Consider the following 24258-nt stretch of genomic DNA (forward strand, 5'->3'; position numbering starts at 1 on the left):
TCAGGTTTTCAAGTCCGGAAAAGCCGCAAAACGTGACTAATCCGCCATGCTCCGGAACAGAGGATGGTTCGAGCCCAGGCGCAGCGAAATATCCCGGCCGGTCTTGAGCAGGGCGCGCTCGATTTTTTCCGTGGTCTGCCGGGTCAGGCGGGTGGTGGGCGCGGTCACGCTGACAGCGGCCACGGCCTTTTCGCTTCTGTCAAAAACCGGTACGGCGATACAGCGCACGCCGGGGAAGAGTTCCTCATAGTCATAGCCGAGGCCGGTTTTGCGCACATCCTCCAGTTCCCGCAAAAAAGCCGCGTAGGCTTGGTCCGAAATGGGCGGCCAGGTATCGGTCCTGATTTTCCTCAGGGTTTCCTCAATATACGGTTCTTCGCTGAATGCGAGAAAAGCCTTGCCCGACGCGGAATAAAAAATGGGAAAGGAAGCTCCCACGATATTGTCCGGCCGCAAGGTCTGCGTCGTGACCTGCTTGTCCACAATGACCATGTCGATGCCGGACACCAGGCAGACGTTGACCGTTTCGTCGAATGCGGCCAGCAGTTCCTTGCAGAAAGGCCGCGCCACATCCAGCAGACTGGAATGGCCCAGAACCTGGCTGCCCAGAGAGAAGAGCTTGTGGGAGAGGCCGTACCGCCCGCCGCGCTGTTCCTGCTGAACGAAACCCGCATCTTCAAAGGTAAGCAGAATGCGGTGCACCGTGGTTTTGGGCAGCTTCAGCGCGCGGGAAAGCTCCGCCAGATCCCAGGATTGTTTTGTGGCCAGCATTTCAAGAACATCACAGGCCTTGGCGATGGATCCGATGGTATAATATTTTTTGGGACGTTCCCGCATAGTTTCCCCACTCCGGCGTCCGTAGCCGGACGCCCGTTGATGTCGGCCCCGCTCGGAGCCGGAACTTTTGGTCCCAGAAACCATATTTTGCGGAATTCTTCAAGCGGGCACGCCCGCCCCGGAGTCGTTGCCCCTGTTGGCGATCTTCTCGGCTCGCGCGCAAGGCCGCCGCTTCCGGTTCCCGAAAAATTTTTTCCGAACGGTTGCCGAAAAATTCGCCCCGGCGGCACGTTGCCGCCGGGGCGAAAGGATCAGCCCGGTCCAACGGGCGCTCCCGGCGCTGTTCCGGATTCAAACTTGGCCTACCCCCTGAAATAGCCGATGAGTGCCACGCAAAGGGCTACCAAGGCAGCCAGAGCGGAGGAAAGGAAAAACCTCCAGATGCGCAGCCGTCCCGCGCCTTTTTCCGCGCTTCCGCCCCGCTCCGCCTGAGCGATGCATTTTTTCCCGTAGAACAGGAAAGCCTTGCCGGACAGCCCCCAGAAGACGACAAAAATCAGGAACAGAACCAGGGCCTGCAAAATGACGACACGTTCCATATGTTTCCTCTATGCGCGTGCGGCCGCTTGCCCCGCCCGCTTTTTGCCGGTTTCGGGCGCCCACAGTTGGCAGACCACGCCGCCCAGCAGCAGCGCGGCCACACAACCGGAAAGCGCCGCCACCGTGCCGAAGTTCTCCATGACGATGGGCAGCAAAAACGTGCCGCCCGCGCCGCCGATGCGGCTGCAGGCCACGCAGAAGCCCACGCCCGATCCCCGCAGTTCCGTGGAGAACAGTTCCGGCGGGTACACGAATTCCAACACCGAGGCGGCCGAGATTATAAAACTGAAGGTGGAAATGCAGATCAGCGCCCAGAGGGTAGGAATCCCCTGCCAGACCGTCATGGTCAGCAGGGCTGCGGCGCAGAGGTAAAAACTCCCGGTCAGGAAAAGGCGGCGCGATATCCTGTCGATGAGCCAGGTCCCCAGCAGCACGCCCAGAAAAAGGAAGAGATTGAAGATGATGCCCGAGGTGTAGGGATCTTCCATGCCCAGCTGTTTGAAGACCTGGGGCAGGAATATGCTCAAGGAAAAGTAGGGAATGACCTGGCAGGCGAAAAACACGCCGCCCACAATGGTGTTCTTGCGCCAGCGGGTGCTGAAAAGCTCGCGCCACCCGGCGGACGGGGCGGCCAGGGCCTGCGGGGGCAGGCAGTATCCCGGGCCGATGAAGCGATCGACAAGGGCCTGCGCTTCATCCGCGCGACCCTTGCCTATGAGCCATGACGGCGATTCCGGCGTGCCCGCTCTGACAATCATGGCCGCCGCCGATGGTACGGCGCAGGTGAGCAGAATCCAGCGCCAGGCGTCCCCGCCGATGAATTGCAGGCAGTATCCCACAACATAGGCGGAAACATAGCCGCCCACCCACATGATCATCAGAAAGCTGAGGGCGCGCGGACGCAGGCGCGCCGGAGTCCATTCGCTGACGATGGTCAGGCCCACGGCATAATCCGCGCCGAGCGCCAGACCGAGAATCAGGCGCAGCACAAAGAGTTCCGTGGCGTCGGTCACGAAGAACTGCAGCACCGAGGCGAGCGTGAATACCGCCATGGTCGTGCAGAAGATGCGTTTGCGCCCGATATGGTCGGCAACTGGCCCCATGAACAGGCTGCCCAGCATGAGCCCGACCAGGGAAGCCGCGCCGATCAATCCCAGCCACCAAGCGTCCAGACTCAGGGCTCCGGTGGCAAGACTCATGGAAATGCCGATGGAGCCGAGAATATAACCGTCGCTGAACTGTCCCAACATGCCGCCGCCGATGACTTTTCTGTGCAACCGGCAGAACGCGGCCTCCTCATAGCAATGTTTCTGTTTTCGTTCCGGAAAATTCTGCGGCATCACATACCCCGTTTTTACAAGTTAAGGATTTGCGGTCGCTTCTGTGTTCACAGCCTCGGCATGATGTTGAAGATTTCTAAACCGCCCGCCCCCACGCGGCTGAAACCGCGCGGGGGGCGGGGAGATCCGGGTCTTCAGGGCAGCAGGACCACGGCATCCATTTCCACATCCAGGCCGTCATAAATCCCGGCGCTGGCCACGGTCATGCGCGCCGGATAGGGTTTGCCGAAATAGCCGCGGTACACCGCGTCGAATTCCTCGAAATGGCGCATATCGGAGAGGAAGGCGCGGCAGTGGACCACGTCGTCCATACCGGCCCCGGCCTCTTCCACAATGGCCTTGATGTTCTCCATGATCCGCGCCGTCTGCGCGGCCACGCTTGCGCGCTCCATCATGCCGGTATGGGGGTTCACGCAGATCTGCCCGGAAAGAAAGAGCAGATTTCCGGCGCGCACCGCCTGCGAATAGTTTCCGACGGCTTCCGGCGCCCCCTTGGATGCAATGATCTGTCTCATCATCTTGTTCCTTGCTATCTCTATCTGTGGATCGGGTTCCTTTCTCCATGCCACGGACAGGCGGTGGCGGAGCCCCGCAGACGGAGCCCCGCCGGACCGCGCATCACGATATGCCTTAGTAGGAGAAACCGTTGTCGGGCAGCAGCTTGTCGGTATAGAGCTTGCTGTTGATGTCCTCACCGGCCAGCAGACCAGTCTGGATGGCGGTTTCCGTATACCAGGAGCCCAGATAGTCGCCCGCGAGATAGATGCGGTTGGGAGCCCGCATGAGCATGGGCTGCACCTTGTTGCGGCCGGGGAAGCAGTAGGCCAGACCATCATGGAATTTCTGCACCGACTGCTCCACCACGATATTGCCGAAGCCGGGGAAGACTTCCTCCAGGTCCTTACGGTAGATTTCCAGAATCTTCTCGTCCGGCAGGTTGATGAGGTTGCGGGCCAGCGTGGCGGGAGAGAAGACCATGAAGGAGGAGCCGGGCGCACGTTCGCCGCCCTCCATGGAGCGTACCAGGTTGGACATGTTGAAGGCGATGTTGAAGGAACGCTGCGGCGTGCAGTAGGCATAGACGTCATCCCAGGCATGACGCCCCGTCTCGTTGGTCAGGAAGGCCGCGGAAACATAATGACCGTATTTGATTTTTCCGAGGGCGTCGTAGACCACAGGGTCGAGGCCTTTGGTTACCCGATGGGTGATGGTGGCGGGCGTGGTCATGACGCAGTAGCGCGCCTTTTCGGTATGTTCCTTGCCGTCCTGCCGCCAGGTCACTTCCACGTGGTCATTGTGCTGGACGACCTGCAGCACTTCCGCGCCCATCTTAAGTTTGTCGCCGAGCTTGTCGCCGATGGCCTGCGGCAGAGTGGCGGCGCCGCCCACGATATTGCGGGCCAGACCCGCGCCCTTGTCCCAGACGAGCAGGAAATAACCTACGCCCGCTCCGGCGGAGATTTCCTCCGGATCGCCCGAGGAACGCGAGACTGTGGGCCGGAAAAACGCATCCGCATCCGGCGACAGGGGGCCCGTGAATTCCGCAAAGGTTTTGTCAGCCATGAAATCATAGATGCGCTGCTGGCGCACGCGGTAATCCTCGCCCTTGCGCGGCTTGTTGACCCTGCCGTAAGCCTTGACCGCCTTCATGACCTTGAGACCGGCCTTGACGATCTCCCAGCGCGTTCCCCAGGAAAGCGGCAGCTTGAAGGGATAGAGATTCACATTGCCGCCGTTGAGCGTCTTCCCCTTAAAGGACAGGGCCGAGAAGGAGCCGGGCAGGTCCAAGGCGTCCACGCCGACTTCCTTGAGCAATTTGTCCGCATAGGAGCCCTCGCCGCCGAAGACGTGCCCGCCCCAGTTCAGCCAGTATTTGCCCCGCCGCTCGGAACGCAACCGCCCGCCGATGCGGTTGCCGGCTTCCAGAGCGATGATATCGCTGTGCCGCAACCTCCAGGCGGCAGACATACCCGCAATGCCCCCACCAACAATAATCGCGTCTCTCATGGGATCCCCCTTGTGTTGTTTGCGGTCCGGAAGGCCGGACCGGTGCGTTGCCCTTATCATAACATATTTCGGTATTATGTACCGTTTTTTAGAATAAATACGAAAGTTTATCCAAAACTGTTGTATTTGGAGGCAAATTCTCAATTATATACCGAATTATGTTACGCTGTAAATCTATACGAAACGTACGCCAGGACTTTTTTCCTGTCAAGCGGGAGGACAAACTTTCTCGAGTGCAAAGGAGAGGATGCCGGTAAACCGATATTGGTAACTCCTTGCCTTTTAACCGGGATCGGGCTATCAGCCTAAAAGAAGTCTTTAAGGAGGGCTTATGGACGTCGTGATGCTTTCACGGCTGCAATTCGCTGTGGCCGTTTTTTTCCATTTTATTTTCGTTCCCCTCACCTTGGGGCTTTCCGTGATTCTCGCCTGGATGGAAACACGCTATGTGCGCACCGGCGATGAAATCTGGAAACGTCATGCCAAATTCTGGGGCAAACTCTTTCTCATCAACTTCACTCTGGGCGTGGTGACCGGCATCACTCTGGAGTTCCAGTTCGGCACCAACTGGGCGCGCTACTCCGAGTACGTGGGCGACATTTTCGGCTCGCTGCTGGCCATTGAAGCCACGGTGGCCTTCTTCCTGGAATCCACCTTTCTGGCCGTCTGGCATTTCGGCTGGAACAAACTGGGCAAAAAGGCCCACTGCGCCTGTATCTGGCTGGTAGCCATCGCGGGCAACCTTTCCGCGCTCTGGATCATCCTGGCCAACGGCTTCATGCAGCATCCCGTGGGCTATGTGATCAACGAGGCCGCCGGGCGGGCCGAGCTTTCCAACTTCTGGGACGTGGTCTTCAACGGCTACGCCTGGGGCATGTTCGCCCACACCGTTCTGGCGTCCTGGGCGCTGGGCGGCTTCTTTGTGCTGGGCGTCTCGGCCTGGCATCTGCTGCGCAAGAGCGATACGGATTTCTTCCGCGGCTCCTTCAAAATGATCGCGCCCTATACGTTGATTCTGACGATCATCCTCTGCCTTTCCGGCGACCAGCAGGGCAAGGCCGTGGCCGAATACCAGCCCGCAAAGCTGGCGGCCATGGAATCCCACTGGGAAACCGCCCGGGACGTGCCGTTTTATCTGCTGGTCTGGCCTGACCCGGACAACGAACGCAACAGCGTGCAGGCTCTGGGCATCCCCGGCCTGCTCAGTTGGATCGCCTACGAGCATACAGACGCGGAAGTCAAAGGCCTCAAGGACTTTCCCAAGGAGGACCGGCCGCCGGTTACGCCGGTATTCTGGTCCTTCCGCCTGATGGTGGCTCTGGGCATGCTTTTCCTGCTGCTTTCCCTGGCCGCCACCTTGCAGCGCAAGCGGGAGATGCCCTGCCGGGGACTGCTCAAGGCTCTGGTCTGGAATATCCCTCTGCCCTACATCAGCATCATGCTGGGCTGGGCCGTGGCGGAAATCGGCCGCCAGCCCTGGATCGTGCATGGCTTGATGCGCACCACCGACGCCGTTTCCCCGGTACCGGCGGAAAATGTGGCCATTTCGCTGGGGGCCTTCATCGTGGTCTACTCGCTGCTGGGCGTCCTGGATATTTATCTGCTGCGTAAATACGCGATCAAGGGCCCCGACGCCCAGGAGGCATAATCATGTTGGAAACCATCTGGTTCGTGCTCTGGACTCTCCTCTGGGCAGTGTACTTCGTATTGGACGGTTTTGACCTGGGGCTGGGCACCCTGCTGCCCTTCCTCGGCAAAACCGAAGAGGAACGCCGGATCATGTACAACGCGGCCGGTCCCTTCTGGGACGGCAACGAAGTCTGGCTGATCTCGGCCGGCGGCGTGACCTTCGCCGCTTTTCCCAAGGCCTACGCGGTGATGTTCAGCGCGCTGTACGCGCCCCTGCTGATCCTGCTCTTCGCCCTGATCTTCCGCGCCGTGTCCTTTGAATTCCGCAACAAGGTGGAAAGCGCCGCCTGGCGTTCCCTCTGGGACGGCGTGCACTTTCTGGCGAACCTGATACCCAGCCTGCTGCTGGGCGTGGCCTTCGCCAACCTGTTCATGGGCATTCCGGTGGACGCCCAAGGCGTCTACCACGGCAGCCTGCTGGGCCTGCTGAATATCTACGGCCTGGCCGGCGGCGTGTTCTTCGTCTGCATGTTTGTGCTGCACGGGGCCATCTGGTTGGCCGTCAAGAGCGAGGGCGACCTGCAGACCCGCGCTCTGGCCGCGGCCACCTTCGTCTGGCCCATCATGCTGGCTCTGCTGGTGGTCTTCCTGATTCTGACCGCCTTTTACACCAAACTGTACGACAACTACCTGGCCATGCCCGCGCTCTTCATCCTGCCCCTGCTGGCACTGGCGGGCCTGCTGGGCGCGCGCTGCATGCTCAAGCACGGCAAGCTCTGGCTGGCCTGGGGCTGCAGCGCCCTGTTCATCCTCGGCGTTACCTTCTTCGGCGTCATGGGCATGTTCCCGGGCATGATCATCTCCTCGCTGGACCCCGCCGCCACGGTGACGGCCTTCAACGGCTCTTCCAGCCCGCTGACCCTGAAGATCATGCTGGGCGTCGCCCTGGTTATGGTGCCCATTGTGCTTGTGTACCAGTTCTGGGCTTACCGGCTCTTCTCGCAGCCGGTGACGGCCAAGGATCTGGACGACCACGCTTACTAGACCCCGCCGGTCCGCGTATTGTCCTTCAGCAAGCCGCGCCGGAGCAACCGGCGCGGCTTTTTACATATGGAGTCGCTCATGAAAAAACGCATTCTTTCCGCCCTGCTTCTGGCCCTTTGTCTGGCCGGACTGACGGCCTGTGCCCCGCGCCACAGCGCGCCCCTGACCTTTGAGGAACAACAGGCGCTGGCGGCCAAGCAGCAATGCAGCGAGGAAGCCTCGGCCATGAACAGCGAAGGCCCGCACAATTCCAGCAATCCGTTCTGGAGCTCGTATTTCGAGATGTGCATGCACCGCCTGGGCGTGACCGACGCCGAACTGAAAAAAATGTGGTATTGAGGGAAATAGTGCGGCGGCCACATGACGGCAAGGATGCGCGCCCGTGAGCCTCATGGCTCTCTGGGGCCTGTTTCTGGCCGCCTTTGTGGCCGCCACCCTGCTGCCCGCCCAGTCAGAACTGGCCCTGGCGGGCCTGCTGGCCGCCGGGCACAAACCCGTCTGGCTGCTCGTGGCAGCGGCCACGGCGGGCAACATCCTGGGCTCGGCCGTCAACTGGCTGCTGGGCCGCTGTTGCGTCCGCTTTCAGGACAAGCGTTGGTTTCCGGTCAAAAAAGAAAAACTGAACAAGGCCCGGACCTGGTACCGCACATACGGCCGCTGGTCCCTGTTGCTGAGTTGGGCACCGGTCATCGGCGATCCGCTGACCCTGGTTGCCGGACTGCTGCGGGAGCCCTTTGCGTCCTTCATCCTGATCGTGGGCCTGGCCAAACTGGCCCGCTATCTCGTGGTGGCGGCCCTGGTTCTGCCCTGGACCGCGTAAGACCATTCGTATGAAAACAGCAAAAGCCCCTTTCCCGGCATGGGAAAGGGGCTTTGATATCAGATGCGCGTCAAAAAACTATTTCTTGCCGTTCTTGGGCGCTGCGGCCTTGTCCTTGGACTGGTCTTTGGACTGATCTTGCGCCTGTTCCGCGGCCTGATCCTTGTCCTGCTGCGCGGGAGCCTGGGCGGCCTCGGGCGCGGCGGGCTCGGGCAGCGGCTTGAAGTCGATCTTCTGCTTGTTCACTTCCGCGATGACGGCCGTGGTCACATCCGCCTTGGGATTGAAGGCGGCGGCCACTTCGGCGCTGATGATCACGTCGTAGCCCTGCTGCTCGCGGTAGGTGTTCAACACGCGCTGAATGGTGTCATACAGCAGGTTGACCACATTCTGCTGTTCAGCCTGCATGCGCTGCTGCGCCGTCATGTACACGCCCTGCAGCTCTTTCTGGGCGGCCTCGTCCTTGGGATCTTTTTCCAGGCGGGCCTGAATGGCATTAAGTTTGTCCTGCATCCCGGCCTGAAGGCCTTCCAGGAATTTCACGCCGGCCTTGCCCGGCTCGCTGTCGCGCATGATGCGCGCCATATCCACGACCGCCAGTTTGGGTTGGGCGTCTTTGGTTTCCGTCTGCTGGCAGGCCAGCAGCATGAAACTCAACACAAAAACCAGCGGCATAAAAAGACGGATTCGCATGGTAATGGGCACTCCTCTCAAAGCGTTGTTGCCTCTGGATACGTGTTTTTCACGCCCAGCTCAACAGTTTTTTACCCGCGCGGACAGGGCAAGCGAATGAATGCTTCCTCTCCGGATATGCATTTGACTCCATGCGTGCGTCTTCCTTCCTTAGGCACGCGAACGCAGCCGACACAGTCGGCAAGTGAGCGGGGGCCGGCTTTGCGGGAATTTTGCAAAATCGGCGATTTTTCCGCGCGGGCTTTCCGTCCGCCGGAGCGGCCCTCAGCGCAGCTCCGCGTACTGCCCCTTCATCCGCCGCACCTTGGCCACATAGAAGCGCGTTTCACGCACCGGCAGGCGGGCGGTCAGATCCTCATACAACTGCTCGGCGCTCAGCTCATTGATCCGCGCCACGGCCTCCTCGCCGGTCTTGCCGTAAAGGCGCAGAAAACGGTTGGGCCCCATGTTGTAGGCGGCCACGGCGCAGTACTCGCGCGACAGGGGATCGCTCACGTCCTGGAAATAACGGGTCAGCAGGATATGCAGATACGCCGTGCCGTAGCGGATATTGATTTCGGGCACGCGCAGCTCGTCAAAGCTCACGTCGCCGGGACGGCCATAGAGAAAACGGTGCACTTCGTCGCTGGCCGTGCTGGGCAGAAGCTGCATGAGGCCCATGGCCGACTTGTCGCTGACCAGGGTGGGCGAAAAATCGCTTTCACTGTGGATGATGGCGTAGACCAGCTCGGCGCTGAGGTTATAGCGGCGAGCGAAATTCTCCACCAGTTGCTGGTAGCGCCTGGCCCGGGCGAACAGGCCGCCGCCGTCGAAATACGCGTCTTCCGGCAGCATCTCCTCCGCCGCCTTCCGGCCGCTGTCGGCCGGGCGCGGATTGACGGGCGTGTAGCCGGAAAGCAGGGTTTCCGCCGCCTGCCAGCGCAGGGGACGGCCGCGCGCGTCCAGGGCGTCGCCGTACTGGCGGGGCTGGGCCGTCACCAGCAGCGGCATGGATACGCCGTCCAGAGCCAGCAAGGGAGCGAGGTCCGTAGGCGTGGCCTCCTCGCCGAAGAGCAGGTCGTCGCCGCCCATGTCCAGACGGACGCCGCTTTTCTCAAAGCTGATGATCTGGTCCGTGTCGGCCTGCCCGGCGCGTCCGGAGAGATCCGGATCGTCCGTTTCGATTCGGCGCACCGCGTCCGGAGACACGGCGGGCAGGCGCACGGCCCAGAGACGCGTGCCGTCGCCGCGCGACACAATGGGCTCGGGCAGATCCTCAGGCCGCAGGCTGACCACATGGGCGCTGGCCCGACGGCGCACCTCCGGTCCCTCGCTCTGGGGCACAAAGCCCGCCAGCAGGCCCAACAGAAGCAGGGCGCTTCCGAGGCTCAGCGAAAGAATTACGAGGGTTTTGCGGCGCAACATAACGAATATCCTGGCTGGGGCATTGAAAAATTTCTTACCTGAACGGCTCTTGATATGAGTGTCCGGGAACCGCTGCGGCGGAGCTGCGTCTCCTTTTTGCAATTCTTTTGCCATGCTTAAAAAAGATTGTTTTTCCAGCATGTTGCCCATGAAGAAAAATAATTCACAACCTTTCGGTCAAAAAAATGAATCCCGTTGACCTGACCTGTTTTCAGGACTAGACTGTTGACCTTTGGAACGGGCGTCCGCTGTTCCGCCCCCGCGCCGGGCGCGGGGGCGCGGCGCGGCAAACCATGCCGGTGGCAAAAGGCCGGGCTGATCGTGTCGCAACATTCACCGCAAGCCATTCGTGAGGAGATCGGGCGTCTTTTAAAATACGCCCCCCCTGAAATGCGCGGCGCCGTCCTGGGAGTCATGCCCGCGGCCAAGCGTACCCTCGACTCCGGCTATCGCCCGGAAGTGCGCGGCGTGCCGCTCAAGAGCTGGCGCTGCCTGCTGCATCTGCTCTCCTCCGTGGCTTCCATGCAGAGCGACACCGAAACCCTGTTGCGGGTTTCCAACGATCTGCTGGGCATTGCCGACCACATGGCCCCGCCCGACGAAGTGTTGCGCCAGAGCGCGGAAATTCTGGTTCACGCCCTGCATGCCGAAATGTACGTCTGCCGCCTCAGGAATTCCAGGGGCGAATGGGTGACCCGCGCGGCGAACCACGTCAACGGCAAGAGCATCCCCATCGTGGCCCCGTACCTGGATGAGAACCTGCGCAGGCACCCGGTCATGAGCGCCATCATGGAAGGGCATGTCCGCTACGTGGTTTCCAACAACCTTCAGGGACTGGAGCGCGGCGGCGGCTCTTTCGACTGTGTGGTCTACAAGGAAGGCTACCGCTCGCGCCTGGCCTTTGTGCTGCGCGAACGCAACAACCGCCCGGCCTTCGGCCTGGTGCAGCTCTACACCAAGCGTGAATACGGCTTCGAGGCCTATGACGAACGCTTTCTCGCCAAGTGCGCGCGCATCGTCTCCCTGACCGTGGGTCGCCGCGTGGCCGTGGCCCGCGACACCTTGGAAAAGGCCGCCGGGGCCATGGCCCATTACGGCAACAACGCCCTCAACGTCATGCGCAACCAGGCCGAATACTGCGGCGAGCTGGTGGAGGACATCGACGCCAACCTGACCCGCGCCCTGCGCATCTCGCGCGAGCTGATGGCCGAATTTCCCTCGGATTCGCGCGGCCGCCGCCTGGCCCTGGAGCTGGAAAGCATCCTGGCCCGCGCGGACCTCACGGAGCTGGCCGGGCATCTGGGCGGCGTGCTGGAAGGCACACGACGCATGACCAGAATCATCAATTCCCTGAAAAAGTCCGTGGAACGGCCCCGCCTGATGCACTACGCCCTGGGCCATGACGTGCTTAAACTGGAAGACGACGTCCGCCACGAGGATTAAGATGCACATACGCGCCCGTAGTTTTTTCCCCTTTCTGCCCACGCTGCAAAGCTACACGCGAGGGGATCTGCGGGCCGACATCATGGCGGCCGCCACCGTGACGCCCATGGCCATCCCCCAGGCCATGGCCTATGCCCTGATGGCCGGGGTGCACCCGCAGTACGGCATTTACGCCTGCATGCTGCCGGTAATTATGGCCGCGCTCTGGGGTTGCTCACGCTTCATGGCGGCCGGGCCCACCAACGCCATTTCCGTGGTCCTGTTCTCGACCATGGCCACGGTCAGCGTGGGCGGCGCCACCCTGGCCAGCCTTCCCGAAGCGGCGCGCATGCCCTATATTTTCGCCCTGGCCCTGCTCTGCGGCCTGATCCAATTGGGCATGGGCCTCGCCCGCATCGGCGATCTGGCCAACTACATTTCTCATTCGGTCATGGTGGCCTTCGGCTCGGGCCTGGCCTTCCTGATCGCCGGAAGCCAGCTCAAAACCGCCCTGGGCCTGCCCGGCGCACAGCCCTCCGGCTTTTTTCCCCAACTCTGGCTGGTCATTGAGCATATCAGGGAAGTAAATCCATGGAGCCTGGGACTGACCGCGCTGACCATTGCCCTGATCCTGATTCTCAACCGCGCGCTCTCGCGGCATTTTCCCTCCATCCTGGCCTCCCTGGCTCTGGCGACCCTCGCGGGCATGGTCCTGGACGTGCGGAGCAGGGGCGTGGCCCTGGCGGGCGCCATTCCCAGCATCATTCCGCCCCTTTCTCTGCCGGCCGCCTTCAGCCTCAGCCTGTTCAGGGACCTGTTCATGCCCGCCCTGGCCATCGCCCTGCTGGGGGCCGTGCAATCCCTGGCCATCGGCAAGCAGATGGCGGGCATCAGGGGGGACAAATTCGACGGCAGCCAGGAGCTTATCGGCCAAGGCCTCGCCAACATCGCGGCCGGGCTGACCTCGGGCATCCCGGGCTGCGGCTCCTTTACCCGCAGCGCGCCCATGGTTGCGCTGGGCGCGCGCACCCGCATGGCTTCCGTGTTTTCCGGCCTGCTGGCCCTGCCCATGCTTTTTGTGCTGGCCCCCATGATCAGCCGCCTGCCCATGCCCGCCCTGGCCGGGGTCCTACTGCTCATCTCGGTGCAGACGCTTGACCCGCGCGCCATCCGTCTCTGTCTGGTGGCCACGCGCGTGGACCGCGCCGTGCTGCTGCTGACCTTTGCCGCCACTCTGCTCCTGGATCTGGAACAGGCCATTTTCGTGGGTGTGCTGGTCTCGCTGCTGCTCTACATTTACAAAACCTCGCACCCGCGCGTGATCAGGCTCAGGCCCGACGACCCCCTGTTGCGCAACGCGCCGCCGGACATGCCGCCGGGCGTTGCCGTCTATGTCATTGAAGGCACGCTTTTCTTCGGGGCCATTCACGAACTGGAACGCCAGCTTGAGGAGGAAGACCGCGAGCCCGCCCGCCTGGTGGTCTTGAGCCTGACCCGCGTGTTCTGGCTGGACGCCTCGGGCGCGCACGCCCTGGAACAATTCGTGGAACGCTGCTACGCCCGCTCCCTGCCCGTGATTCTGGTGGTGGGCAGCCGCAACGTCCGCGATATTCTCCGGCGTACCGGCATCCTGGAGCATCTGAGCGCCGGTTTCGTGGCCGATACCATGGATCAGGGCCTGCAACTGGCCTCTAATCTGCTGCAACGGATCACCTGCCGAGGCGATGACTGCGAGCTGCCGTCCGCCGCTCAGCCCCAGGAAACGGCCTCCGGGCCTTCCCCCACCCCGAGGTGAATATGCGCGCCGCCAGATTCTTTCCCTTTCTGGATACCCTGAAGACCTACACGACACGCGATTTCCGGGCGGATTTCATGGCCGCGTTGACCGTGACGCCCATGGCTATTCCCCAGGCCATGGCCTACGCCCTTATTGCCGGGGTACACCCGCAATACGGTATTTACGCCTGCATGCTGCCGGTGATCGTGGCCGCGCTCTGGGGCTCGGCCCGCTATCTGGCCGCCGGACCCACCAACGCCATTTCCATGGTGCTCTTTTCCACCATGGCGACGGTGAGCATAGGCGGCACGCTGCTTTCCAGCCTGCCCGAAGAAGCGCGCATGACCTATGTCTTCGGCCTGGCCCTGCTCTGCGGTCTGATCCAGGTGGGCATGGGGCTGGCCCGTCTGGGCGATCTGGCCAACTTCATCTCCCACTCGGTCATGGTGGCTTTTGCCACGGGCGCGGCCCTGCTCATCGCCGCGGGGCAGCTCAAAACCGTGCTGGGCCTGACCGGGCCCAAGCCCGCCGGGTTCTTCCCCCAGATCGGCATGGCTTTCCGGAATCTGGACCAGATCAACTACTGGAGCCTGGGCCTGGCCGTGCTGACCATAGTCCTGATCGTGGCCTTGCGCCGCATTTCCCGACGCTTCCCGTCCACCCTGATCGCCCTGGCTCTGGTGGGGGCCGTGGGCGCGATCTTCCAGATCAAGGAACACGGCGTAACCCTGGTGGGGCCCATCCCCAACGTGATCCCGCCCTTTTCCCTGCCCCCGGCTTTCGACATCACGGCTCTGGGCGATCTGTTCATGCCCGCCTTGGCCATCGCCCTGCTGGGCACGGTGGAATCTCTGGCCATCGGCAAGCAAATGGCCGCCATCAAGGGCGACAGCTTCGACGGCAGCCAGGAACTCATCGGCCAGGGCCTGGGCAATATCGCGGCGGGCCTGACCTCGGGCATACCGGGCTGCGGCTCCTTCACCCGCAGCGCCCTGGTGGTCACCTCCGGCGGCAACACCCGCATGGGCACCGTGTATTCCGGCCTGCTGGCCCTGCCCATGCTCTTTGTGCTGGCCCCGCTGATGAGCTGGCTGCCCATGCCCGCCCTGGGCGGCGTGCTGTTGCTGATCTCCTTTCAGATGATAGACCGTGAATCCATCCGCCTCTGCCTGGTGGCCACGCGCATCGACCGCGCCGTGCTGCTGCTGACCTTTGCCGCCACCCTGATCCTGGACCTGGAGCGGGCCATTTTCGTGGGCGTGCTGCTTTCGCTGGTGCTCTTCATCTACAAGACCGCGCACCCGCGCGTGCTCCGGCTGCGGCCCGAAGCCCCCCTGCTGCGCGACGCGACACCGGACCTGCCGCCCGGCATCGCGGTCTACGTCATTGAGGGTACTCTCTTTTTCGGGGCCATCCACGAACTGGAACGCCAGCTTTACGAGGAAGACCGCGAGCCCGCCCGCCTGGTGGTCCTGAGCCTGACCCGCGTGTTCTGGCTGGACGCCTCGGGCGCGCATGCTCTGGCCCAGTTCGTGGAGCGCTGCTACGCCCGCTCCATGCCCGTGATTCTGGTGGTGGGCAGCCGCAACGTCCGCGATATTCTCAGGCGCACCGGCATTCTGGATTACCTGAGTTCCGGCTTTGTGGCCGAGACCATCAATGAAGGCCTGCGTCTGGCCACTAACCTGCTCAACCGGGTTTCCTGCCGGGACAACCAATGCGTTTTCCCCGCGCCGGAAGGCCCGCCGCCCGCTCCGCCCGTGCCGCCCGTTCCGGGGGACCCGGTCGCGCGTGCCGCCCTGGCCAGAGAGGCGGCCGCGACGGCATCGGCAGGCGGACAGAAAGGCACAGTCGTCCTTCCCGGCCCGGAAAAACCGAAAAACACATGAGCAAAACCGCCTTGCTGCCCCGTTGTCCGGCCAATCCCGACCATCTGCCCTTCGGCCGGGACAAACCCTGGCTGGCCCCGTTGGCCGGATACAGTGATTTGCCTTTCCGCCTGCTCTGCCGGGAATACGGGGCCGCTGTCTGCGTCACTGAAATGGTCAGCGCCAAGGGGCTGGTTTACCAGAGCCCCGGCACTAACGACCTGCTGGTCAGCCTGCCCGAGGACCAGCCCCTGGTGGTCCAGCTGTTCGGCGCGGAAGCGGACTTTCTGCGCCGGGCGGTGGGCCTGCTGCGCGAGGCGGGCTACGGCTGGTTTGACCTGAACATGGGCTGCTCCGTACCCAAGGTCTTGCGCCAGGGCGCGGGCGCCGCCATGCTGGGCGACCTGGAAAACAGCCTGGCCGTGGCCGGAGCCATGCTGGAAGAAGCGGGGCCGGGCCGGGTGGGCTTCAAGCTGCGCCTGGGCCTGGACGACGCGCGCACGGTGCTGCCCGATCTGGCCCTGCGCCTGGAGGACCTGGGCGCTGGCTGGCTGACCCTGCATCCGCGCACGGCTCGCCAGGGCTTCGGCGGCACGGCGGACTGGGAGGCCCTGGCCCGCCTGAAGCCGCGCCTGTCCCTGCCGCTGCTGGCCAGCGGCGACCTGTTCAACGCCGCCGACGGCCTGCGCTGCCTGGAGCAGACCGGGGCCACGGGTGTGATGTACGCGCGCGGGGCCATGCACGGTCCGGGCATTTTCGCCGCCCATCTGGCGCTCTGCCGGGGGGAGCGCATTGCCGAGCCCACGCCCGCCGCCCTGCGGGCCATGATTTTGCGGCACATGGACCTGGCGCGCTCACTCTGCCCCGGAAAGGCCGCGCTGTGGAAAATGCGCTCAGTGGTGCCGCGCTACGTGCGGGCCCTGCCCGGCACGCGGACCTTGCGCCGGGAGCTCTGCCGCTGTACTGATTGGCGGGAGCTCACGGACGCGCTGGAAAATTTTCTGGCCGCCGCCTCCCGCTGACCTCCCTTTCCGCCAACCGCCCCTCAAGGAGATCGGGATATGAATGTCATCCGCGCCAAAACCGCGGGGTTCTGCATGGGCGTGAGCCTGGCCCTGCAAAAACTGGACACGGCCCTGGACGAAGCCACCACCGGCATCGACAAGAGCAACGACCCGCGCGGACGTATCTGCACCCTGGGACCCATCATCCACAATCCGCAGGTGCTGGCCTTCTATGAGGCCAAAGGCGTGGCCTGCGTGCGCGATGCCGCCGAACTGCTGCCCGATGACAGGGTCATCATCCGCGCCCACGGCATCCCCCGGCAGGAGGAGGAGCGCGTGCGCGCCAGCGGCGCGCGGGTTGTGGACGCCACCTGCCCCAAGGTCAAAAAGGCCCAGCTTGCCATCGCGCGGGCCACGCGCGCCGGGGCCACCCTCCTGCTCTTCGGCGAGGCCGACCATCCGGAGGTGCGCGGGCTGGTGTCTTACGCGCACGGCCCGGCCCATGTCTTCGGCAGCCCGAAAGAGCTGGCCGAACTGCGTCTGGACCCCGGCCACAACCATGTGCTGGCCTCCCAGACCACCCAGGACCGCGAAACGTTCACCGCTCTGGAAGCGGGCCTGCGCGCGCGCTTTCCCGGCCTGACAGTGCTCTCCACCATTTGCGACGCCACGCGTGAGCGCCAGGAGGAGGCCCGCAGCATTGCTTCCTCGGTGGATGTCATGGTAATCGTGGGGGGCAGACAGAGCGGCAATACCCGCCGCCTGGCCGATGTAGCGGCTCTGAGCGGCATCGACACCTTCCATGTGGAAAGCGCCGACGAACTTGACGCCAAAAGATTTGCGCAAAAAACGCGCGCAGGCCTAACGGCCGGCGCATCCACGCCGAAAAGCCTTATTGACGCCGCTGAAAACTGGCTGACGTCACTGTAGGCAACGCACATCCACGGCGGGGCGCACGGCGTCCGCCGGACCGACAGCGCCTGAAGAACATGTCCGCATGTCGCGGCTTTTTCCCGGACGCGCCATATGTAGAGCGTCTTTTCGGAGGCAGCATGGCTCAGACAAACATTCTGCTGGAAGCCGGCACCAATGAGCTGGAAGTGGTGGAATTTTACCTGGATGAGGCCACCTTTCCCACAGTCGATGCGGGGGACGTGAACGCGGACCCGCAAGCGCCCGCCGGTGAAGGATCTTACCGGGGCTATTACGGCGTCAACGTGGCCAAGGTGCTGGAAATCATCCGCATGCCCAAGGTCACGGAACTGCCGGAAGTGCAGCATCCCAGCGTACTCGGGGCCTTCAACCTGCGCTCGCGGATCATCCCTCTGGTGGATCTCGCCATGTGGCTGGGCAAAACCCATACCCAGACCGACGAGCAGCCCAAGACCATTGTGACGGAGTTCAATAACGTCACCACGGCCTTCATGGTTTCCGGGGTCAACCGCATCCACCGCATCAGCTGGGAAAAGGTGGAACAGCCCAACAAATACGTGGCCGCGGTATCCAACAATACGGTCATCGGCGTGGTCAAACTGGAAGAACGCATCGTCTTCCTGCTGGACCTGGAAAAAGTGGTGGCCAACCTTAATCCCAAGCTGGGCCTGCGCCTGGACGACCTGGGCGCGGACTGGGACAATACCGGCTACCGGGCCCTGGTGGCCGACGACTCGGCCCTGGTGCGCGAAATGCAGCGCGACCTGCTGGAAAAGGCGGGCTTCACCGTGGAAGTCGTGGAAAACGGCCGCGAAGCCTGGGAACGCCTGGAAGACTTCAAGCGCCGCGCCGAAGAGGGCAACCGTCCCATCACCGACTTTGTGCATGTGATGGTTTCCGACATTGAAATGCCGGTCATGGACGGCCTCAACCTGACCCACCGCATCAAGACCGACCCGATGCTCAAACAACTGCCGGTGGTGCTCTTCTCCTCCCTGATCACGGACAAGCTGCGCCACAAGGGCGAAAGCGTGGGCGCGGACGACCAGATTTCCAAGCCGGAAGTGACCCAGCTCGCCAAGCGGGCCCTGGCCCTGATCAAGGACCGGGAACGGGCCCAGGCCGGGCAGGTCTGATTTTTCATATCCCTACAAAGATGTTGATATTAGGGGGAATGCGCTTGCGCATTCCCCCTTCAGCGTATCGGCCTTGTCAGCGCGAACGGAAGCGGCTTTGCCCGCTTGGTTGCGGCCATGGCATGAGCGCACATCGACAGGCGCACTGTCGATGAATCTTTAGAAATCAATACATTCAGACACAAAAATTTGCAATATCTTCACTCATGAAGAAAATTCACTTCATAATATATTTAAAAAAATCCTTATAAATTCATATCAATAGCCTGTAAATATTTATTTCATCCCCATCCACTAATCGACAGTGCGCCTGTTAATGGCGTTTCAGAGTGTCAAATGTTGTGGAGATGGGGAATGACAGGTAAAAATTTTCTCAAACGCTGCTGGAAAACCTCGCCCCAAAGCCTGCGCTGCCTGCTGCTCGGCGGCTTGTGCCTGTTGCGCGCGCAAAAGCGCGTGACTGTGGCCGACGCCGCTCCCCTCTTCGTCTGCGGGGCCTTCCGCAGCAGCAGCGGTCTGGCGCACTCCGCCCGCCTGTATGCGCAACACCAACAGCGGATGGGTGCGGATGTGCTGCTGGTGGACATCACCGCCACCATGCTCCAGCAACGGGACTTCTCCCCCGCCGAAGAGCCTCTGGACCCGGAACAGATCCTGAACACGCGCGGACGCGGCACGGTGGTCATTCACGCAAATCCGCCGCAGTTCCAGTTGGCGCTCTGCAAGCTGGGCAAAGACTTCCTGCGCGGCAAACGCCTGATCGGCTACTGGGCCTGGGAACTGGAAACCATACCCGATATCTGGCGGCAGGCCCTGCAATATGTGGACGAGGTGGAAGTGCCCAGCAGTTTCGTGCAGCGGGCGCTGCAAGGCCATACGGACAAAAAAATCAGCGTCGTTCCCCACGCTGTGCCGCAACCGGCAGGCCGCAAGACCGCCTATGCCGAGGACGGCGTACTGCGCTGCCTGTTCGTGTTCGACGCGGCTTCTTCCTATGAGCGCAAAAATCCTCTGGCGGCATTGAAGGCTTTTGAGCTGGCTTTCGCGCCGGGCGAGGCGGAGCTGACCTTCAAAGTCAGCAACTACCAGGCGGACGACAAAGCATTCGCGGCTTTTCAGGCTGCCTGCGCCCGCGTGCCCGGCGTTCGCATCCTGGCGGAAACATTGTCGTCCGCCGCTCTGGAAGCACTCTATCTGCGGCACGACGTCTATCTTTCCCTGCACCGCTCCGAAGGTTACGGGCTGACTATTCGCGAGGCCATGCTGTATGGCCTGCATGTTGTGGCCACCGGCTGGTCGGGCAACATGGATTTCATGACCGGCGCGCTGGCCCATCCCGTTTCCTACAGGCTTGTGCCGGTCAATATGACTTCCGGCTCGTACAAAGGGCTCAAAGCCACCTGGGCCGAGGCGGACGTGCGGGAGGCCGCCGGAATTCTGCAGGAACTGCGGCGGCGTTTGCCGAACCAGCGAGCCGATGCTTAAACTCCATCTGCTGTTCGCCAATCTGAAGCGTATTTACGCCGTATTGCCTCCCGCGCTGCAACGCCGCATCTGGGGACTGTTCGTCATTATGACTCTTCTGGGTATGACGGAGCTTGCCAGCATCATGGCCCTGACTGGATTTTTTACCATCCTGAACGCACCGGCGCAGTTCGCGGCCTCGCCGTATGCCCAGGCCTTTCTCCAGCTCGTACCGACGGCTGAGTCCGTTTTCGCGGATTATCGCCGCCTGATTTTATGGGCCTGTCTGCTGCCCATCGGCCTGATTGTGGGCAAAAATGTCTTCTCCGCCCTGGTGGCCTGGCGTGCGGCCATGCTGGGGGAAGCCGTGGCGGCCCATGTGGGCACAAATATTATGGAGCGCTTTCTGTATATGCCCTACAGCTGGCATCTTTCCGCGCAGAGCAGCCAGGCCCTGACCTGCATGCAGTGGCGCTTCAATCTCGGGCAGATGCTTTTGCAGCTTCTCACCGCCTACAGTAATCTTATTACTGTGGCCCTACTTTTCGCGGGCCTGACTGTCTATGCGCCGGGCGTCACGCTCTGCGCCGTGGCCTTCATGCTGACCGTATCCTGGGGCATTTACAGCCTGCTGCGCAGGCGCATTGACCACGCTGCCTCCGCAGCGGCCGAGGCCCAACGGGAGGAAAACGCCGCCAGCATGACCGCCATCGGCGGCGTGCGCGAGCTGATCATTTATCAGCAGCAACCGGCCTTTCTGGCGGCCATTGAGCAAAACGTCCGCGCGGGCATGAAGCCGCGTTCCTTTCTCGGGCTCAGCCCCGCCGTGCCCACCTGGGTGCTGGAAAGTTCCGGCTTTCTGCTGATCTGGCTGGCGATTTTTCTGCTGATCCACATCCAGGACGCGACCCTGCCGGTCATCACCGCCACCGTGGCCCTGCTGACGCTGACGGCTTGGCGCGTGTTGCCCTCGCTCAACCGGGTGGTGGGCGCGACGGTGAACATCCGAGGCCTGCAATCCACGGCTCTGCCCTGTCTGGACTATTTTGAACAGCTCCGCGCCGCCACGCCGGAGACCGTTCCCGTGCCCGCGCCCGATTTCCGCATCCGCAAAGAAATCGTCTTTGAGCATGTCTCCTACCGCTATCCCGGCGCGGAGCGTGATGCACTCACGGACATCAATTGCCGCATCCCTTTGGGAACGACGCTGGGACTGGTGGGCCGCTCCGGCGCGGGCAAAAGCACGTTCATCAATATTTTGAGCGGGCTTTTAGAGCCCACTGCCGGACGCCTGCTGGTGGACGGCAAAGCCATGTCCTCCAAGGAACTGGCTGCTTACCGCAAACAGGTGGGCTATGTGCCGCAGAGCCCCTATTTGCTGGCGGGGACCGTGGCCCGAAACGTGGCGTTCAGCGACTGGGGAAAACCGCCGGACAATGAGCGTGTCCGCCGGGCCTGCCGTGAAGCGGCCATCGACTTTCTGGGGCCGGACTGCATGGATATTGACCGCCCCATCACTGCGGGCGGCTCCGGCCTTTCCGGCGGGCAAATGCAGCGCGTCTCCATAGCTCGGGCACTCTATGTGAACCCCGCCCTGCTTATTTTCGACGAGGCCACCAGCGCCCTGGACCAGGCCAGCGAATCCGTGGTGCAGGAGGCAGTGGCGCGCAACAAGGGCAAACGCACCAGCGTCATTGCCGCGCACCGGCTGAGTACGCTCGAGGTGTGCGATACGGTGTTGTGGCTGGAGGGGGGGATCTGCCGTCTCAAGGGCGACGCCGCAAGAGTTTTGCCCGAGTATGTTGCATATATGGAACATACACATGCGCAATAGCGTCAATCTGTGGAATGACGCAAAGAGAGCGGAGCATTTGCAGGAGGAAAACCGAGATATGACGATGAACCGGATTGTTCCTGTCATTCTGTGCGGCGGCAGTGGAACGCGGCTCTGGCCGCTATCGCGCGATCTTTATCCAAAGCAGTTCATGAATCTGGGCGATGGTCGCACACTGTTCGGAGATGCCCTAACGCGAGCTACAAAAGCGACGGATAATGCAGCTCCATTAATTGTCTGCAACGAAGCGTACCGCTTCTACGTTTCTGCCGCTCTTGCCGAGCGCGGACTCAGTGCCAGCATAGTATTGGAAACCGAGCCACGCAATACCGCCCCGGCCATTGCGCTGGCGGCGTTCGCCCTCAGCGGCGATGACCCGCTGATGCTGATCCTACCCTCGGATCAGACCATAGAAGACGAACAAATTTTTTGTGAAGGCGTTCAGCAGGCCACTGCGGTAGCGGAAAAAGGGTATATCGCAACCTTCGGTATCATCCCTACCGCAGCCGAAACGGGCTTCGGCTACATGGAACAAGGCACATCGCTGGGCGAAGGCGCATACCGCGTCGCCCGGTTTGTGGAGAAGCCGGATAGCGCCACGGCTCAGGCGATGCTGGCTCAAGGGAGTTTCGTCTGGAACAGCGGCATGTTTCTACTTCGCGCCTCCACCTATTTGCGAGAGCTGGAGCGGTATGCACCGGACATTTTTGCAGCATGCCGCAAAGCGTGGATGACACGCCAGCCGGACGGCGCGTTCTGCCGTCCGGCGAGCGATGCCTTTCTCGCCTCGCCCGCAAATTCTATCGACTATGCCATCATGGAGCATACTGACAGAGCCGCGCTTGTGCCGCTGCAACTGCATTGGAGCGATCTTGGTTCTTGGGAAGCCTTCTATCAGGCTGGGCCGCATGACGAAAACGGCAATGTCTGTGTGGGCGACGTTTTCATTGAAGATGCGACCAACAACTATCTTAACTCGGGCGAACGCCTTGTGGCTGCAGTCGGCGTTAAGGATATGGCCGTGGTGGCTACCAAGGACGCTGTTTTCGTCGCCCCCCGCAATCGGGTGCAAGAAGTAAAAAAAATCGTAGAGCGCCTAAAAGAGAAAAAACGTCCGGAGTGCGAGCACCATCCATTAGTTTATCGACCTTGGGGCAGCTATGAGACGCTGGCGCTGGGCATACGTTTTCAGGTCAAGCGCATCACGGTCAATCCTGGAGCGGAGCTGTCGCTTCAGATGCATCATCACAGGGCTGAACATTGGGTTGTGGTCAGCGGTACGGCAGAAATTAGTAACGGAAATGATGTAGGTATATATACTGAAAACCAGTCAACATACATTCCTGTTGGTTGCCATCACCGTTTAAAAAATCCGGGATTGATTCCCCTTGTCCTCATTGAAGTCCAATCTGGATCATATCTCGGAGAAGACGATATTATAAGAGTTGAAGATAATTATGGTAGAAAATAGATATAATTAAAGAAAAATTAAGGAAGGAATATGGAACGCGTTCTCGTGACTGGCGGTGCAGGTTTTGTGGGCAGGCATCTATGCAAACATCTTCTCGATAATAAATATGAAATTGATTGCGTTGATAACATAGTACCACTTACTGGTGGCATAAATCCAAATGATGGTTGGCCACTGTATAATCCGTTGGATTATGAAAATTTTAATTTTTTTAACATTGATTGTCGTAATTTTTTTCACGAAAACAAAAATAGAGAATATACGTATGCATTTCATCTTGCCGCCATGGTGGGCGGACGGATGATGATAGAATACAATCCGATAGTTGTTGCCGAGGACTTATCCATTGATGCAGCATTCTGGAACTGGGCAAAGGTGGCGAAACCGAAAAAAGTTATATGCTTCAGCTCAAGCGCCGCATATCCTATAAAATATCAATATAAAGATGGATACCGTTTGCTCACGGAAGATATGATATCGTTTATCGATGATATCGGCATGCCAGACCTGAGTTATGGTTGGGCAAAACTCACACATGAATATCTGGCAAAGCTCGCTTTTCGAGCGCATGGCATCAACTCCGTTATTTACCGGCCTTTTTCAGGATACGGCGAGGATCAGGACAAGGCCTATCCATTCCCAAGCATCTGCATGCGCGCGCTGACCGCAAAGAATCCCGATGAATTCGAAGTGTGGGGCTCTGGCGATCAGATGCGTGATTTCATTCATATCGACGACTGTGTCAAAGGCATTATTGCGACGATGGATATGGTGGATGACGCGGGCGCGTTAAATCTCTCAACCGGCCGGTTGACGAGCTTCAAGGAGTTTGCCCGCGTAGCGTGTAAGCTGTGTGGGTTTGCGCCAACAGTCCACGGAACGTCCACCAAACCGGAAGGCGTCTTCGCCAGAGGTGGCGATACGGAAAAGCAGAAAAAATACGGATTCACAGCGCAAACGTCGTTTGAGACAGGCATAAAGAACTGCCTTGATTACTTTGAGAGGAATATGCGCTCCGAAAATTTGAAATAATAC

21 protein-coding genes are annotated in these 24258 nt (G+C 61.1%); 14 read left to right on the forward strand and 7 right to left on the reverse strand.

Features of this window, described 5'->3' with window-relative positions:
- Window positions 1–36: 36 nt before the first annotated feature.
- From HMPREF1022_RS10055 to HMPREF1022_RS10075, 5 genes are all read right to left on the reverse strand, one after another.
- Window positions 37–837 carry an IclR family transcriptional regulator gene (locus HMPREF1022_RS10055; RefSeq protein ID WP_009303013.1) on the reverse strand — a complete coding sequence of 267 codons (801 nt, stop codon included), beginning with the start codon at window positions 835–837 and terminating at the stop codon, window positions 37–39.
- Window positions 838–1139: 302 nt separating this feature from the next.
- On the reverse strand, window positions 1140–1376 hold the full coding sequence (locus HMPREF1022_RS10060) for a hypothetical protein (RefSeq protein ID WP_008682268.1): 237 nt from the start codon (window positions 1374–1376) through the stop codon (window positions 1140–1142).
- A 9-nt stretch (window positions 1377–1385) separates the two neighbouring features.
- Window positions 1386–2717 (reverse strand): MFS transporter, encoded by a 1332-nt coding sequence (locus HMPREF1022_RS10065; RefSeq protein WP_009303014.1) that lies wholly within the window; start codon window positions 2715–2717, stop codon window positions 1386–1388.
- 134 nt (window positions 2718–2851) lie between these two features.
- Window positions 2852–3232, reverse strand: a complete 381-nt coding sequence (locus tag HMPREF1022_RS10070) for a Rid family detoxifying hydrolase (RefSeq protein ID WP_008682272.1) — start codon at window positions 3230–3232, stop codon at window positions 2852–2854.
- 115 nt (window positions 3233–3347) lie between these two features.
- Entirely contained in the window at window positions 3348–4724 is a 1377-nt protein-coding gene (locus HMPREF1022_RS10075) for a protoporphyrinogen/coproporphyrinogen oxidase (RefSeq protein WP_008682275.1), read from the reverse strand.
- 331 nt (window positions 4725–5055) lie between these two features.
- Between HMPREF1022_RS10075 and HMPREF1022_RS10080 the strand changes: the two genes are divergently transcribed.
- From HMPREF1022_RS10080 to HMPREF1022_RS10095, 4 genes are all read left to right on the forward strand, one after another.
- Window positions 5056–6372, forward strand: a complete 1317-nt coding sequence (locus HMPREF1022_RS10080; RefSeq protein ID WP_008682276.1) for a cytochrome ubiquinol oxidase subunit I — start codon at window positions 5056–5058, stop codon at window positions 6370–6372.
- 2 nt (window positions 6373–6374) lie between these two features.
- On the forward strand, window positions 6375–7397 hold the full coding sequence (gene cydB, locus HMPREF1022_RS10085) for a cytochrome d ubiquinol oxidase subunit II (protein ID WP_008682278.1): 1023 nt from the start codon (window positions 6375–6377) through the stop codon (window positions 7395–7397).
- A gap of 78 nt (window positions 7398–7475) precedes the next feature.
- Window positions 7476–7736 carry a hypothetical protein gene (locus HMPREF1022_RS10090; protein ID WP_009303015.1) on the forward strand — a complete coding sequence of 87 codons (261 nt, stop codon included), beginning with the start codon at window positions 7476–7478 and terminating at the stop codon, window positions 7734–7736.
- Window positions 7737–7788: 52 nt separating this feature from the next.
- Entirely contained in the window at window positions 7789–8217 is a 429-nt protein-coding gene (locus tag HMPREF1022_RS10095; RefSeq protein WP_190276393.1) for a YqaA family protein, read from the forward strand.
- Between the two features lie 78 nt (window positions 8218–8295).
- Here the strand turns inward: HMPREF1022_RS10095 and HMPREF1022_RS10100 are convergent, their stop codons facing one another.
- Window positions 8296–8910: an OmpH family outer membrane protein gene (locus HMPREF1022_RS10100; protein ID WP_008682284.1), complete on the reverse strand. Its 615-nt coding sequence runs from the start codon at window positions 8908–8910 to the stop codon at window positions 8296–8298.
- A gap of 264 nt (window positions 8911–9174) precedes the next feature.
- Window positions 9175–10314, reverse strand: a complete 1140-nt coding sequence (locus HMPREF1022_RS10105) for a transglycosylase SLT domain-containing protein (protein ID WP_009303017.1) — start codon at window positions 10312–10314, stop codon at window positions 9175–9177.
- Between the two features lie 414 nt (window positions 10315–10728).
- Between HMPREF1022_RS10105 and HMPREF1022_RS10110 the strand changes: the two genes are divergently transcribed.
- The 10 genes from HMPREF1022_RS10110 (at window position 10729) to HMPREF1022_RS10155 (ending at window position 24255) form a co-directional block, all read left to right on the forward strand.
- Complete coding sequence (locus tag HMPREF1022_RS10110; protein ID WP_223299945.1) at window positions 10729–11757, forward strand: hypothetical protein; 1029 nt, start codon at window positions 10729–10731, stop codon at window positions 11755–11757.
- A gap of 1 nt (window position 11758) precedes the next feature.
- The gene (locus HMPREF1022_RS10115; protein WP_009303019.1) at window positions 11759–13531 is read left to right on the forward strand and encodes a SulP family inorganic anion transporter; all 1773 of its coding nucleotides are present in this window, start codon (window positions 11759–11761) and stop codon (window positions 13529–13531) included.
- Between the two features lie 2 nt (window positions 13532–13533).
- Window positions 13534–15402, forward strand: a complete 1869-nt coding sequence (locus HMPREF1022_RS10120) for a SulP family inorganic anion transporter (RefSeq protein WP_009303021.1) — start codon at window positions 13534–13536, stop codon at window positions 15400–15402.
- The gene (locus HMPREF1022_RS10125; RefSeq protein ID WP_009303023.1) at window positions 15399–16403 is read left to right on the forward strand and encodes a tRNA dihydrouridine synthase; all 1005 of its coding nucleotides are present in this window, start codon (window positions 15399–15401) and stop codon (window positions 16401–16403) included. The genes HMPREF1022_RS10120 and HMPREF1022_RS10125 overlap by 4 nt, the downstream gene beginning before the upstream one ends.
- A gap of 39 nt (window positions 16404–16442) precedes the next feature.
- Window positions 16443–17315 carry a 4-hydroxy-3-methylbut-2-enyl diphosphate reductase gene (gene ispH / locus HMPREF1022_RS10130; RefSeq protein WP_009303026.1) on the forward strand — a complete coding sequence of 291 codons (873 nt, stop codon included), beginning with the start codon at window positions 16443–16445 and terminating at the stop codon, window positions 17313–17315.
- A 122-nt stretch (window positions 17316–17437) separates the two neighbouring features.
- Complete coding sequence (locus HMPREF1022_RS10135; protein WP_009303027.1) at window positions 17438–18454, forward strand: chemotaxis protein; 1017 nt, start codon at window positions 17438–17440, stop codon at window positions 18452–18454.
- A gap of 354 nt (window positions 18455–18808) precedes the next feature.
- Window positions 18809–19939, forward strand: a complete 1131-nt coding sequence (locus HMPREF1022_RS10140) for a hypothetical protein (RefSeq protein ID WP_009303029.1) — start codon at window positions 18809–18811, stop codon at window positions 19937–19939.
- Window positions 19932–21752, forward strand: a complete 1821-nt coding sequence (locus HMPREF1022_RS10145; RefSeq protein WP_009303031.1) for an ABC transporter ATP-binding protein — start codon at window positions 19932–19934, stop codon at window positions 21750–21752. The genes HMPREF1022_RS10140 and HMPREF1022_RS10145 overlap by 8 nt, the downstream gene beginning before the upstream one ends.
- 64 nt (window positions 21753–21816) lie before the next feature.
- Window positions 21817–23223, forward strand: a complete 1407-nt coding sequence (locus HMPREF1022_RS10150) for a mannose-1-phosphate guanylyltransferase/mannose-6-phosphate isomerase (RefSeq protein ID WP_035061564.1) — start codon at window positions 21817–21819, stop codon at window positions 23221–23223.
- Window positions 23224–23253: 30 nt separating this feature from the next.
- Complete coding sequence (locus tag HMPREF1022_RS10155; RefSeq protein WP_009303034.1) at window positions 23254–24255, forward strand: NAD-dependent epimerase/dehydratase family protein; 1002 nt, start codon at window positions 23254–23256, stop codon at window positions 24253–24255.
- The last annotated feature ends 3 nt before the right edge of the window (window positions 24256–24258 follow it).

This window comes from Desulfovibrio sp. 6_1_46AFAA, from assembly GCF_000224635.1.
In the GTDB taxonomy this organism is placed as follows: Bacteria; Desulfobacterota; Desulfovibrionia; order Desulfovibrionales; family Desulfovibrionaceae; genus Desulfovibrio; species Desulfovibrio fairfieldensis.

Excerpts from the sequence above, each read along its gene's own strand:
- HMPREF1022_RS10055 (WP_009303013.1), bottom strand. The coding sequence starts at position 837 with ATGCGGGAACGTCCCAAAAAATATTATACCATCGGATCCATCGCCAAG.
- HMPREF1022_RS10060 (WP_008682268.1), bottom strand. The coding sequence starts at position 1,376 with ATGGAACGTGTCGTCATTTTGCAGGCCCTGGTTCTGTTCCTGATTTTT.
- HMPREF1022_RS10065 (WP_009303014.1), bottom strand. The coding sequence starts at position 2,717 with ATGCCGCAGAATTTTCCGGAACGAAAACAGAAACATTGCTATGAGGAG.
- HMPREF1022_RS10070 (WP_008682272.1), bottom strand. The coding sequence starts at position 3,232 with ATGAGACAGATCATTGCATCCAAGGGGGCGCCGGAAGCCGTCGGAAAC.
- HMPREF1022_RS10075 (WP_008682275.1), bottom strand. The coding sequence starts at position 4,724 with ATGAGAGACGCGATTATTGTTGGTGGGGGCATTGCGGGTATGTCTGCC.
- HMPREF1022_RS10080 (WP_008682276.1), top strand. The coding sequence starts at position 5,056 with ATGGACGTCGTGATGCTTTCACGGCTGCAATTCGCTGTGGCCGTTTTT.
- cydB (WP_008682278.1), top strand. The coding sequence starts at position 6,375 with ATGTTGGAAACCATCTGGTTCGTGCTCTGGACTCTCCTCTGGGCAGTG.
- HMPREF1022_RS10090 (WP_009303015.1), top strand. The coding sequence starts at position 7,476 with ATGAAAAAACGCATTCTTTCCGCCCTGCTTCTGGCCCTTTGTCTGGCC.
- HMPREF1022_RS10095 (WP_190276393.1), top strand. The coding sequence starts at position 7,789 with ATGGCTCTCTGGGGCCTGTTTCTGGCCGCCTTTGTGGCCGCCACCCTG.
- HMPREF1022_RS10100 (WP_008682284.1), bottom strand. The coding sequence starts at position 8,910 with ATGCGAATCCGTCTTTTTATGCCGCTGGTTTTTGTGTTGAGTTTCATG.
- HMPREF1022_RS10105 (WP_009303017.1), bottom strand. The coding sequence starts at position 10,314 with ATGTTGCGCCGCAAAACCCTCGTAATTCTTTCGCTGAGCCTCGGAAGC.
- HMPREF1022_RS10110 (WP_223299945.1), top strand. The coding sequence starts at position 10,729 with ATGCCCGCGGCCAAGCGTACCCTCGACTCCGGCTATCGCCCGGAAGTG.
- HMPREF1022_RS10115 (WP_009303019.1), top strand. The coding sequence starts at position 11,759 with ATGCACATACGCGCCCGTAGTTTTTTCCCCTTTCTGCCCACGCTGCAA.
- HMPREF1022_RS10120 (WP_009303021.1), top strand. The coding sequence starts at position 13,534 with ATGCGCGCCGCCAGATTCTTTCCCTTTCTGGATACCCTGAAGACCTAC.
- HMPREF1022_RS10125 (WP_009303023.1), top strand. The coding sequence starts at position 15,399 with ATGAGCAAAACCGCCTTGCTGCCCCGTTGTCCGGCCAATCCCGACCAT.
- ispH (WP_009303026.1), top strand. The coding sequence starts at position 16,443 with ATGAATGTCATCCGCGCCAAAACCGCGGGGTTCTGCATGGGCGTGAGC.
- HMPREF1022_RS10135 (WP_009303027.1), top strand. The coding sequence starts at position 17,438 with ATGGCTCAGACAAACATTCTGCTGGAAGCCGGCACCAATGAGCTGGAA.
- HMPREF1022_RS10140 (WP_009303029.1), top strand. The coding sequence starts at position 18,809 with ATGACAGGTAAAAATTTTCTCAAACGCTGCTGGAAAACCTCGCCCCAA.
- HMPREF1022_RS10145 (WP_009303031.1), top strand. The coding sequence starts at position 19,932 with ATGCTTAAACTCCATCTGCTGTTCGCCAATCTGAAGCGTATTTACGCC.
- HMPREF1022_RS10150 (WP_035061564.1), top strand. The coding sequence starts at position 21,817 with ATGAACCGGATTGTTCCTGTCATTCTGTGCGGCGGCAGTGGAACGCGG.
- HMPREF1022_RS10155 (WP_009303034.1), top strand. The coding sequence starts at position 23,254 with ATGGAACGCGTTCTCGTGACTGGCGGTGCAGGTTTTGTGGGCAGGCAT.